The following is a 12,568-nucleotide window of genomic DNA, read 5'->3' on the forward strand; positions in this document are numbered from 1 at the left end:
CCTTCAGGCAGTGAAACGTTGATGTTCGGCCACGGCACGCGCCACCCAGACGCGGGCTTGGCCAAGGTAATGGGCAGGATCGAGCAGGCGGTCCAGCTCTTCGGCGGACAGCTCGGCGCTGACCTGCGGCTCGTCACCGAGCACGGCGCGCAGGTGGCGCTGCTCGGCCACGGCACGCTGGCAGCATTGCTCCAGCAGGTGGTGGGCATGGTCACGGCCCAGGCGTTGGGCAAGCACGATACTCACGGCTTCGGCCAGCACCAGGCCTTGGGTCAGGTCGAGGTTGCGGCGCATGCGTTCACCATCGACTTCCATCCCCTCGGCAATCACCTGGGCCTGGCGCAGCGCGCCAGAGACCAGGCAGCAGATGTCTGGCAGGGTCTCCCATTCGGCATGCCACAGGCCAAGGCTGCGCTCGTGCTCTTGAGGCATGGCCGCGAACATGGTCGCCAGCAGGCCCGGCACACGAGTGGCAGCACCGATCAGTACCGCCGCGCCCACCGGATTACGCTTGTGCGGCATGGTCGAAGAGCCGCCCTTGCCCGGCGCGGAAGGCTCGAACACTTCCCCCGCCTCGGTCTGCATCAACAGGCTGATATCCCGCCCGAACTTGCCCAGGCTGCCAGCGATGAGGCCCAGCACCGAGGCGAATTCCACCAGGCGATCACGCTGGGTGTGCCAGGGTTGCTCGGGCAAGGTCAACTTGAGTTGTTCAACCAGGGCCTCTGCGACCGGCATCGCTTTATTGCCCAAGGCCGCGAGGCTGCCGGACGCGCCACCGAACTGCAGCACCAGCAGACGCGGACGCAGCTCCTTGAGGCGCTGGCGGTGACGGGTCAGAGCACCGAGTACGCCGGCCAGCTTCATGCCCAGGGTCACCGGCGTGGCGTGCTGCAGCCAGGTGCGGCCCACCAGCGGGGTGTCGGCGTGCTGCAAAGCCTGGTGCGCCAGGGTCTCGGCAAGCTTGCCGAGGTCCGCTTCGATCATGTCGAGCGCATCGCGAAGTTGCAGGACCAAACCCGTGTCCATGGCATCCTGGCTGGTGGCGCCCAGGTGCACATAGCGCTCGGCTTCAGGCACACCACTGGCGATGACCTTGCCCAACGCCTTCACCAAGGGGATAGCCGAGTTGCCGGCAGTGGCGATGGCATCGGCCAAGGCGCGGGCATCGTAGCGCTCGGCGTGGCAGGCCGCCTCGATGGCGGCCACCGCACTGTGCGGTACCAGCCCGGCGCTGGCTTCGGCACGGGCCAAGGCGGCTTCGAAATCGAGCATGCCCTGCAGCCGGCCACGGTCGGAGAAAATCTCACGCATGGCCGGTGCGGTGAAATAAGCGTCGAACAGCAGATTGCTCATGCAACGTCCTTAATGATCGTGATGCAGGTACGCTGCCTGCTTCGGCAGTCGTAGGCTGAACAGGAAGGCAACTGCCATCATGGCCGTCACGTACCAGTAGAAGGTGTTCTCCATGCCCATGGTTTTCAAGCCCAGGGCAACGTATTCGGCGGAACCGCCGAACATGGCGTTGGCCACCGCATAGGCCAGGCCCACACCCAGCGCACGCACCTGCGGCGGGAACATTTCGGCCTTCACCAGGCCGCTGATCGAGGTGTAGAAACTGACGATGCACAGGGCCAGCGTCACCAGCACGAAGGCCACGAACGGGCTGGTCACGGTCTTGAGCGCCATCAGCAGCGGGACGGTGAACAGGGTGCCCAAAGCGCCGAACAGCAGCATCGAGTTACGTCGACCGATTCGGTCGGAGAGCATGCCGAAGAACGGCTGTAGGATCATGAACAGGAACAACGCGCCGGTCATCACGAAGCTTGCGCTCTTGGCGTTCATCCCCGCCGTGTTGACCAGGTATTTCTGCATGTACGTGGTGAAGGTATAGAAGATCAGCGAACCACCGGCGGTGTAGCCCAGCACGGTGATGAACGCTGCGGTGTGGTTGCGGAACAACCCAGCGATGGTACCGGCGTCTTTGTCCTTGCGGGTTTCGGCGCTGCTGGTTTCCTCCAGCGAACGGCGCAACATCAGCGAGACCAGGGCGGCAATGGCACCGACCACGAACGGAATGCGCCAGCCCCACGCACGCAGTTCATCCTCGCTCAGCAGTTGCTGCAGGATGACCACTACCAGCACCGCCAGCAGTTGGCCACCAATCAGCGTTACGTATTGGAACGAGGCGAAGAAACCACGCTGGCCTCGTAGCGCCACTTCACTCATGTAGGTGGCAGTGGTGCCGTATTCGCCACCCACCGACAGGCCCTGGATCAGGCGCGCGAGCAACAGCAGCGCCGGCGCCCAGGTGCCGATGCTGGCGTATGTGGGCAGGCAGGCGATCATCAACGAACCGGCGCACATCATCAGCACCGAAATCATCAGGGAGTTCTTGCGGCCATGACGATCGGCCAGGCGGCCGAAGATCCAGCCACCGATGGGCCGCATCAAAAAGCCGGCAGCGAACACGCCAGCGGTGTTCAGCAGCTGCACGGTGGGGTCATCGGAGGGAAAGAAAGCCGGCGCGAAGTAGATCGCGCAGAAGGCGTAGACGTAAAAGTCGAACCACTCCACCAGGTTGCCCGAAGAGGCACCGACAATGGCAAAGATGCGTTTACTGCGCTCTTCGCCGGTGTAATAGGCTGAGGTCATGGTGTGTTTACTCCTGGAGGGTCATAGGTATTCTAGACATACCTAGTAACACACTCGTTCCGCACGGAGGCTGGCAATTGGCCTTGTGTCGTAGCTACCGGCCCTATTGCCGGCAGGCCGGCACCCACAAGGATTGCGTGGTTCCCTGCAGGAGCCGACTTGCCGGCAATAGCGCCGGTACGGGTCAGACCCGTTCGATGGCCAGGGCGAGACCTTGGCCTACACCCACGCACATGGTCGCCAGGCCTTTACGCCCACCGCTCTTCTCCAACTGGTGAAGCGCAGTCAGGACCAGACGCGCACCACTCATGCCCAGCGGGTGGCCCAGGGCGATGGCGCCGCCATTGGGGTTGACCTGCGGCGCGTCATCGGCCACACCCAGCTCGCGCAGCACCGCCAGGCCTTGGCTGGCGAACGCTTCATTGAGCTCGATGACATCGAAGTCGCCAACCGCCACACCCAGACGCTCGGTGAGCTTGCGCACTGCCGGTACCGGGCCAATGCCCATGACACGGGGCGCCACACCGGCGCTGGCCATGCCGAGCACTCGAGCACGTGGGGTCAGGCCATGTTTCTTCACTGCCTCGGCCGACGCCAGGATCAGGGCTGCGGCGCCGTCGTTGACACCCGACGCGTTGCCAGCGGTGACGGTCTTGTCCGGGCCATTGACCGGTTTGAGCTTGGTCAGCGCTTCCAAGGTGGTCTCCGGACGCAGATGTTCATCCTGCTCGACCAGAGTCTCACCCTTCTTGTGGGTGATGCGGACGGGGACGATTTCCTCGGCGAAGAAGCCGGCAGCCTGGGCCGCTGCGGCCTTCTGCTGGCTACGCAAGGCAAACGCATCCTGGTCGGCACGCGATACCTGGTAGTCGTCGGCGACGTTGTCGGCGGTCTCGGGCATCGAGTCCACGCCGTACTGGCTCTTCATCAGCGGGTTGATGAAACGCCAGCCGATGGTGGTGTCTTCGAGCTTCATGTTGCGCGAGTAAGCGCTCTCGGCCTTACCCATGACGAACGGGGCACGCGACATCGACTCGACGCCGCCAGCAATGGCCAGCTCCATTTCGCCGCTGGCGATGGCGCGGAAGGCCGTGCCGATAGCGTCCATGCCCGAAGCACATAGACGGTTGAGGGTGACGCCGGGAATGCTCTCGGGCAGGCCCGCGAGCAGCAGCGCCATGCGCGCCACGTTGCGGTTGTCTTCGCCAGCCTGATTGGCGCAGCCGAAGAACACCTCATCGACCTGGTCCCACTGTACCGACGGGTTGCGCTCGATCAGCGCCTTGAGCGGCACTGCGGCGAGGTCGTCGGCACGCACACCGGCCAGGGCACCGCCGAAGCGGCCGATCGGGGTGCGGATGGCGTCACAGATGAATACGTCACGCATCAGGCTTCTCCTGCCACCTGGCCATGGGCCACGGCGGTACGGGCTTCAAGGTCGCGCAGAGCGGTCAGTTCGACTTCGGTCGGTGCGCTGGTGGTCTGCACATCGTCGGCGAAACGGATCGCCCAGCCGGTGGCGGCAACGATCTGCTCGCGGGTGACGCCAGGGTGAATCGAGGTGACCACGAACTCGTTGGTGCCAGCTTCAGGCTCCATGATGCACAGGTCGGTGATGATCCCGACAGGGCCGTCACCTGGCAGGCCCAGGCGCTTGCGCGAATCGCCACCCTCGCCGTGACCGACCGAGGTGATGAAGTCCAGCTTGTCGACGAAGGCACGGGTCGACTGCTTGAGGATGATCAGTACTTGCTTGGCGGAACCTGCAATTTCCGGCGCGCCACCCGCACCCGGCAGACGGGTCTTGGGTGCATGGTAGTCACCCACCACGGTGGTGTTGATGTTGCCGAAGCGGTCCACCTGGGCGGCACCGAGGAAGCCCACGTCGATACGACCACCCTGCAGCCAGTAGCGGAAGATCTCGCCGGTCGGCACCACGGTATCGGCGGTTTCGGCCAGCTCGCCGTCACCGATCGACAGCGGCAGTACGCTCGGTTTGGCACCGATCGGGCCAGACTCGTAGATCAGCACCACGTCTGGCGAGGAGGTCAGCCGAGCCAGGTTGGCAGCCTTGGATGGCAGGCCAATGCCGACGAAGCAGACAGCGCCGTTGCGCAGGCGACGGGCAGCGGCGACGGTCATCATTTCAGAGGTGGAGTAGCTCATTGTGCAGCCTCCGAGGAGCTGGCCAGCTTGGCCTTGTATTCGTTGAAGTCAGCGGTGCCACGGATATAAGTGTCGATCCAGGCGCTGAACGACTCGCGGTTGCGCGCAATCGGGTCCCAATCCTGGTAGAAGCGGTTGTCACGCTCGTAGTAACCATGGGCATAGGACGGGTGTGCGCCACCCGGTACCAGGCAGACTGCGCTCAGCGCCCAAGTCGGCAGGACACAGGCGTTCATCGGTGCCTGCAGGTCATCGACGATTTCTTCGACGGTGACGATGCAACGCTTGGCGGCCAGGGCGGCTTCTTTCTGGACGCCGAGGATGCCCCACAGCAACACGTTACCTTTACGGTCGGCCTTCTGCGCGTGAATCACGGTGACGTCCGGACGCACCGACGGTACCGCGGCGAGGACTTCGCCGGTGAACGGGCAGGTAACGCTCTTGATCAGCGGGTTGACCTTCGGCAGGTCGGAACCGGCGTAGGCACGCAGCACCGCGAATGGCAGGCCGGAAGCACCAGCGACGTAAGCGTTGGCGAGGTCGGCGTGGCTGTGCTCTTCGATTTCGATCGCGTGCGGCCACTGCTTCTCGACCGCGTCACGCAGACGGTGCAGCGAACCGACACCTGGGTTGCCGCCCCACGAGAAGATGATCTTCTTGGCGCAGCCGGCGCCGATCAGCTGGTCGTAGATCAGGTCCGGGGTCATGCGCACGAGGGTAAGGTCGCGCTTGCCCTGACGGATGATCTCGTGGCCAGCGGCGGTCGGGATCAGGTGGGTGAAGCCTTCGAGCGCGACGGTATCGCCGTCTTGAATGAACTGCTTCACAGCTTCGTGAAGCGGGAGGATTGCAGCCATGGGGAGACTCCTGGTCAGGGTGCTACGTTGAACTCAGATTAAGGAGACTGGTGGGTGGCTACAATCCGATAATCGACTATTTGTGCGTTTATCGAACAATTTGTTGCCAGGCTAACCTTCTGTCTCTCAAGACCTCATCGCCAGCAAGCCGGGCTCACGCGGGGCTTGCAACGCCCCGCAGACACCCGCTTGCCGGCCAGGATCAGGTCGCGTCCGCGTGGCTCACCCACCCTTTGACGACTACACCCACCGTCGCCAGCGCTGCGGGCACCAGCAAGGCAGTCAGTACCTGCTCGAAGCTCCAGCCCAGGCCCAGCAGGGTCGCACCGCTCCAGGCACCCAGAATCGCGCCGAAACGGCCGATGCCCAGCATCCACGAAACCCCGGTGGCACGGCCTTGGGTCGGGTAGAAGCGCGCCGCCAGCGAGGGCATCGCCGACTGCGCACCGTTCACGCACATACCTGCGATCAGCACCAGTGTGGCCAGCAAGGTAATGTTGCCCAGGCTCTGCCCCACTGCGTAGGCAAACACGCCGGCCAGCAGGTAGAAGATGCCAATGACCTTGTGCGGGTTGAAGCGGTCCATGGCCCAACCCACCCCGACCGCACTGAGCACGCCGCCGAACTGGAACAAAGCACCAATGAAGGCCGCCTGTTCCATGCTGGCACCGCTGTCACGCATCAGTGTGGGCAGCCAGCTGGTCAGCAGGTACACGATCACCAGGCCCATGAAATAGGTCAGCCACAGCAGCAAAGTGCCGACGCCATAGGTACCGGAGAAGATCACTGCAAACACGTTGCGAGCAGCTACCGCTTTTTGTTCGGGCACACTGAAGCTGGCCGCCTGAGCGATCACCGCAGGGGCGATCGGTGCCAGGGTCTTGCGCACTTTGTCGGTGCCCCGGTTACGCACCACCAGAAAACGCGCCGACTCCGGCAGCCAGATCATCAGCACCAAGGCCAGCAGCAGAGGCAGCACACCACCCACCACCAGCAGACTGTGCCAGCCGTAGGCCGGGATCATCTTGGCGGAAATGAAACCACCACCCGCCATGCCCAGGTTGAAGCCACAGAACATGCTGGTCACCAGCAGCGACTTCAGGCGCTCGGGGGTGTACTCGGACAGCAAGGTGGTGGCGTTGGGCATGCCTGCCCCCAGACCCAGGCCGGTCAGGAAGCGCAGCACCAGCAACTGATCGACATTGGTGGCGTAGGCCGAAGCCAGGCTGAAGCCGCCGAACACCAGCACGGCCCCCACCAGTACACCTTTACGACCGAAGCGGTCAGCCAAAGGCCCCGAGCCGAGGGCCCCGAACACCATGCCGATAAGCGCCGCACTCATCACCGGGCCCAGGCTGGCGCGGTCGATGCCCCACTCCTGGGACAAGGCCGGCGCGATGAAACCCATGGCGGCTGTATCCAGGCCGTCAAGGAAGACAATAAGGAAGCAGAGGATCACCACCCGCCACTGAAAGCGGGACAGAGGCTGTTCATTGATGAACGACTGGACGTCGAGGCTGTTCCCGACAGATTGCGGTTGATTCATTGTTGTTATCCAGAATGATGGGCACGGACAAACCACTGCACGCGAGGCACGAGCAACGTATTCGAAAGTCGGTGGAGTGCGGCTGGAATCAGCCTGGATACGAGGGCACTGCGTGCGGGTGCGGCCGCAGCAGCGAAGCGACAGTGTTCATGATCAAGGTATCTCTCGTGTTGTTTTTGTTCGGTCGGCAAAGCCGACCGTTGCGAGAGACATTAATCAGCGCCTTGGGACTGCGCAATTGACCAGCAACGACACTGTGCGTTTATCGAACAGGAAACGCTGCCACGCCTCGCCTCAGCCAAAAAGCTGGTGGCACAGGTCTTGGCTGGCGGCCAACAGAATCGGCAGGAACCGCTGCTCCAGCTCGCTGCGACTGACGCGGCCCACGTGGGTGCTGACATTCAAGGCAGCCAGCACCTGACCCGATGCGTCATAGATGGGTACTGCAATCGATCGCAGCCCTTGTTCCAGCTCCTGATCCACCACACACCAGCCCTGGGCACGCACTTGCTGGATGCAGGCGAACAATGAATCGGGGTCATGCAATGTGCGACTGGTACGCGCCTTGAGGTCCGCCCGTTCCAGGTACTCCCTGAGGCTGGCGTCGTCCAGCGCAGCCAGCAGGATGCGGCCCATCGACGTGCAATAGGCCGGCAACCGCCCACCTACCGACAGATCGACCGAGATCAGCCGCTCGACCGTTGCCGAACGCGCGATATAAAGAATGTCGTCACCTTCGAGCGTGGCCATGTTGGCCGCCTCATGCAGTTGGTCACTGATGCGGTCCAGATAAGGCTGCGCCGAAACGGCCAGCGGCGTCGAAGACAGGTAGGCATGCCCAAGGGTGAGCACTTTGGGCAGCAATGAATACGTGCGCCCGTCGGTGGTCGCATACCCCAGCTTGATCAAGGTATGCAGGCAACGCCGAACGGCAGCCCGTGGAATCTCGGTACGGTGGCTGATCTGGGCGATGGTCAGGTGGCGCTTGCGCTCCTGGAACGCCTGGATCACTGCAAGTCCCCGCGCCAGTGAGGTCATGAAGTCAGGGTCGCCCGTGAACGCCTGGATCCGCTTGGCCGGTGAAGCCACGATCGGTGGTGCCAACGAGGGAGCGGCACCACGCACCGGCTCTGCGTGGGCAGACTCATTGACCAGGGTTTCATCGCTCATCGCACACCTCTAAAAAAATCGCTCGCTCGTGCGATTATCGAACGAACGGCCGATAATCGCAATTGACCGCTGACACTTTTGCTTATACCTTTCTCCTGCCACATGTGGCTTCTTTGGAGAGACTGGTCAGGTACCCACCGTAGAAGTCCCCAGGCAACGGCCTCGCCTCGCGCGAGGCCGTTTTTCATTATCCTCTTGCAACACCGACTTCCGCTTCTGTTGTTCCAACATCGAACCCCAGCACTTCGTGGCGAACGCGACAACAACTTGCGTAGGCGATGTCAGTATTGGGTAAATAACCCTGTTCGACGAATTAACGGTTGCTATAATCGATTCTGCTGGCCCGGATCGAGACGCGGTCATGGACTTCACCGGGGTCATGCTTATCCAATCGCCAGCACTCAGGCTGCTGATTCACGCCTTCCGCTGTTCCATGCGCTTTCGGCGAATACCCAGAGCGTCGACAGGCGATACCCGCGTGGACGCAACGCACCTGGCAAACAACAAATAGGTAACCAACTCATTCAGGTATTACTGTGACGAAAGATGAACTGCGCGCGGAACTCGAGCGCCAGGCTGAACGTTACAAGGAAGTTTACGGCGGGGAAGTTACAACCTACGCCGCCCAACCGGACCCGGAACGCAAACCCTGGCGTAAACGAGCCACCGTGCAAGACCAAGCCTTCAGCCATGAACTGGAAAAGATGGAAAAGGAACTGCGCAGCGAGAAATCCTGAGCGTCCGATCCCTGGCATCCGCGCCGCAGGCTGAAAGGCCAGGGCGCGGGCGATCTTTACCGGGAGATCGGGGATGAAATGGAATTACACAAATTTCATACGACCGTTTGAACCGGGAGGCCGCACTGTTTTTTTTGATAATTTGCCGAAATTACAGGGTTTTCACGACTTTTAGGCGCCATTAATCTGCCTGAAATACGGCTTCGGCGTCCGAACCCAGGTCGAGAATGACTGCCATCGGTCAGCAGCAGGTGCATCGATTGCCAAGGTTTTCTGGCATAATCGCGCCCCCTTTGACCGCCAGACAACCTTCATGATCGATTTATTCAGCGGACTGGATGCCTGGGTGTTGGTGAGCTTGCTGCTCGCGCTGACATTCGTGCTCGCATTCGAGTTCATCAATGGCTTTCATGACACCGCCAACGCGGTAGCCACCGTCATCTATACCAAAGCCATGCCGCCGCACCTCGCCGTATTCTTCTCCGGCGTGTTCAACTTCCTCGGCGTTTTGCTCGGCGGAGTCGGGGTGGCCTATGCCATCGTGCACCTGCTGCCAGTCGAATTGCTGATCAATGTGAACACCGGGCATGGCCTGGCCATGGTTTTCTCGCTGTTGGCTGCGGCCATCACCTGGAACCTCGGCACCTGGTATTTCGGCATCCCCGCCTCCAGCTCGCACACGCTGATCGGCTCGATCCTCGGTGTGGGCCTGGCCAATGCCTTGATCAACGACATTCCGCTGGGTGACGGCGTCAACTGGCAGAAGGCGATCGACATCGCCATGTCCCTGGTGGTCTCGCCCATGGCGGGCTTCGCCGTGGCAGCCCTGGTCCTGATCGGACTGAAATGGTGGCGCCCGCTGTCGAAGATGCACAAGACGCCCGAGCAGCGTCGCAAGCTCGACGACAAGAAACACCCCCCCTTCTGGAACCGCCTGGTGCTGGTTATTTCGGCCATGGGCGTGAGCTTCGTGCACGGTTCCAACGACGGCCAGAAAGGCATTGGCCTGATCATGCTGGTCCTGATCGGTATCGTCCCGGCCAAATTCGTCCTCGACCTGAACAGCACGACCTACCAGATCGAGCGTACCCGCGACGCCACCCTGCACATGAGCCAGTTCTACCAGCGCAACGCCGCGACCCTGGGCGAATTCCTGGCGCTGGGCAAGGCCAAGGCCAGCGACCTGCCGGAACAGTTCAGCTGCAACCCCCAGCAGACCGAACCCACCATCGCGGCACTGCAGACCTCGCTGCAAGGCGTGACCGACTACCGCGACCTGAGCGCGGAAAAACGCGTGGAAGTACGTCGCTACCTGCTCTGCCTGGATGACACGGCCAAGAAGGTCGGCAAGCTGCCAGGCCTGGAAGCCCGTGAGAAGGCCGACCTGGAAAAACTGCGCAAGGACCTCACCGCCACCACCGAGTACGCTCCGTTCTGGGTGATCGTTGCCGTTGCGCTGGCATTGGGCCTGGGCACCATGGTCGGCTGGAAACGCGTGGTACTGACCGTTGGCGAGAAAATCGGCAAACAGGGCATGACCTACGCCCAAGGCATGTCGGCACAGATCACCGCAGCCTGCGCCATTGGTATGGCCAACGTGTTCAGCCTGCCGGTGTCGACCACCCACGTCCTGTCATCCGGCGTCGCCGGTACCATGGTCGCCAACAAGAGCGGCCTGCAAGGCGGTACCGTGAAAACCATCCTGCTGGCCTGGGTCCTGACCCTGCCGGCCTCGATGGGCCTCGCGGCCGGCCTGTTCTGGCTGGCGTCGAAAGCCATTGGCTAAGTGATACTGCACATGTGAAAGGGGCGCCTTCGGGCGCCCTTTTCATATCTGCTCTCCGCCCCTGCTTAGTAAGAGCGTGATTACCCGCGCAAGGGTCGGCGCAGGTTCACTACCGCTTCCTGCCTCCCAACAACGACCCCATCAACCCCCGCACCAGCTGGCGCCCCAACTGGTTGGCCGCTTGCCGCACCGCCGACTTGATTGCCTGCCCTGCCGCACTCTGCAAGAACTCCCCGGCCTTGTCGGCAAAACTGTCTTCATCCACCTTGGGCACCGGCGTAGGCTCCACCGGCTCACCTTTGCGTTGACTCAACATCTCGTACGCCGACTCGCGGTCGACCGGCTTGTCATAGCGTCCTAGCAACGGTGAGCCGGCGATCAAGGCACTTCGCTCGGCTGCCGTGAGCGGCCCGATCCGCGACTGCGGCGGGGCGATCAGCACGCGCTGGACCATCGCTGGCGTGCCCTTCTCCTCCAGCGTTCCCACCAAGGCCTCGCCGATACCCAGCTCGGTCAGCACAGCCAAGGTATCGAACGCAGGATTCGGCCGAAAACCATCAGCCACCGCCCGTAGCGACTTCTGCTCCTTGGCGGTGAATGCCCGCAGACCATGCTGGATGCGCAATCCCAGTTGAGCCAGCACGGCATCCGGCAGATCGCCCGGTGACTGAGTGACGAAATAAACCCCCACTCCTTTTGAGCGGATCAGCCGCACCACCTGCTCCAGCCGGTCCTGCAAAGCCTTGGGCGTATCGTTGAACAACAAGTGGGCTTCATCGAAGAACAGCGCCAGCACAGGCTTGTCGGCATCCCCACGCTCCGGCAGTTGCTCGAACAGCTCAGCCAGCAGCCATAGCAGGAAGGTCGCATACACCTTCGGCGCCTCATGCACCAGGCGGCTGGCATCGAGCAGGTGAATGCGCCCACGCCCGTCGTGGTCAGGGCGCAGCAGATCTTCGAGCTGCAAGGCTGGCTCGCCGAACAGGGCCTCGGCGCCTTGCTGCTCCAAGGTGGCCAGCCGACGCAACAGTGCCTGGGTCGAGGCGCCAGTCATCAGAGCGCTGTCTTCGCCGAGCAATTGTGGGTTGTCCTTCAAATGCCCTAGCAGAGCCTTGAGGTCCTTCAGATCCAGCAGCAACAGGCCTTCGCGGTCCGCCACCTTGAACGCGGCATACAGCGCGGCCTGTTGGCTGTCGGTCAGTTCAAGCAAGTTGCCCAGCAACAGCGGCCCCATTTCGCTGAGGGTGGTACGCAGCGGGTGACCGGACTGGCCAGCGATATCCCAGAGGCTGGTCGGATAAGCCTGTGGCGTGTGTCCCAACCAGGGCATGCCGGCAATCCGCTCGGCTACCTTGCCTTGCGGGGCCCCCATCGCCCCCAGGCCACACAGGTCACCTTTGACATCGGCCGCGAATACCGCCACCCCCGCATCGCTGAAAGCTTCCGCAAGGTGCTGAAGTGTGACGGTTTTACCCGTCCCCGTGGCCCCGGCGACCAAACCATGACGGTTGGCCAGGCGCATGGCTTGGGTGACGGGCTGGCCATCCAAACCTGCGCCGACAACTAATTGCGAAGAATCCGACATGTTCTCTCTTCCTCTACTCAAGCTTCACCCTGAATCGGCCGATACACCCATGTGATATTCGCCTTC

Annotated in this window: 10 protein-coding genes; 2 read left to right on the forward strand and 8 right to left on the reverse strand. The window is 62.3% G+C overall.

Annotation, left to right across the window (positions count from 1 at the left end):
• Positions 1–3 precede the first annotated feature (3 nt).
• The 7 genes from C4Q26_RS06755 to pcaR all read right to left on the reverse strand — a co-directional run bounded on the left by C4Q26_RS06755 (position 4) and on the right by pcaR (position 8,394).
• The gene (locus C4Q26_RS06755) at positions 4–1,356 is read right to left on the reverse strand and encodes a 3-carboxy-cis,cis-muconate cycloisomerase (protein ID WP_104882908.1); all 1,353 of its coding nucleotides are present in this window, start codon (positions 1,354–1,356) and stop codon (positions 4–6) included.
• Between the two features lie 9 nt (positions 1,357–1,365).
• A complete protein-coding gene (locus C4Q26_RS06760) occupies positions 1,366–2,655 on the reverse strand; it encodes an MFS family transporter (protein ID WP_023378912.1) in 1,290 nt (429 codons plus the stop codon).
• A gap of 184 nt (positions 2,656–2,839) precedes the next feature.
• Positions 2,840–4,045, reverse strand: coding sequence for a 3-oxoadipyl-CoA thiolase (gene pcaF / locus C4Q26_RS06765; RefSeq protein WP_177325259.1), 1,206 nt, complete (start codon positions 4,043–4,045; stop codon positions 2,840–2,842).
• Complete coding sequence (locus tag C4Q26_RS06770; protein ID WP_023378910.1) at positions 4,042–4,821, reverse strand: CoA-transferase subunit beta; 780 nt, start codon at positions 4,819–4,821, stop codon at positions 4,042–4,044. Before C4Q26_RS06770 ends, pcaF begins: the two co-directional genes overlap by 4 nt.
• Positions 4,818–5,678: a CoA transferase subunit A gene (locus C4Q26_RS06775; protein ID WP_027908101.1), complete on the reverse strand. Its 861-nt coding sequence runs from the start codon at positions 5,676–5,678 to the stop codon at positions 4,818–4,820. Before C4Q26_RS06775 ends, C4Q26_RS06770 begins: the two co-directional genes overlap by 4 nt.
• 202 nt (positions 5,679–5,880) lie before the next feature.
• Positions 5,881–7,224, reverse strand: coding sequence for an MFS transporter (locus C4Q26_RS06780; protein ID WP_104882909.1), 1,344 nt, complete (start codon positions 7,222–7,224; stop codon positions 5,881–5,883).
• A 294-nt stretch (positions 7,225–7,518) separates the two neighbouring features.
• Positions 7,519–8,394, reverse strand: coding sequence for a pca regulon transcriptional regulator PcaR (gene pcaR / locus C4Q26_RS06785; protein WP_238346466.1), 876 nt, complete (start codon positions 8,392–8,394; stop codon positions 7,519–7,521).
• 536 nt (positions 8,395–8,930) lie between these two features.
• On the opposite strand from pcaR, the gene C4Q26_RS06790 reads away from it, so the two are divergent.
• Positions 8,931–9,131: a hypothetical protein gene (locus C4Q26_RS06790; protein ID WP_023378905.1), complete on the forward strand. Its 201-nt coding sequence runs from the start codon at positions 8,931–8,933 to the stop codon at positions 9,129–9,131.
• 313 nt (positions 9,132–9,444) lie between these two features.
• Complete coding sequence (locus C4Q26_RS06795) at positions 9,445–10,917, forward strand: inorganic phosphate transporter (protein WP_023378904.1); 1,473 nt, start codon at positions 9,445–9,447, stop codon at positions 10,915–10,917.
• A 109-nt stretch (positions 10,918–11,026) separates the two neighbouring features.
• Here the strand turns inward: C4Q26_RS06795 and C4Q26_RS06800 are convergent, their stop codons facing one another.
• The gene (locus tag C4Q26_RS06800; RefSeq protein ID WP_104882910.1) at positions 11,027–12,502 is read right to left on the reverse strand and encodes a helicase HerA-like domain-containing protein; all 1,476 of its coding nucleotides are present in this window, start codon (positions 12,500–12,502) and stop codon (positions 11,027–11,029) included.
• Between the last annotated feature and the right edge of the window lie 66 nt (positions 12,503–12,568).

Origin of the sequence: Pseudomonas sp. SWI44 (genome assembly GCF_002947915.1) — a bacterium.
Lineage (GTDB): Bacteria > Pseudomonadota > Gammaproteobacteria > Pseudomonadales > Pseudomonadaceae > Aquipseudomonas > Aquipseudomonas taiwanensis.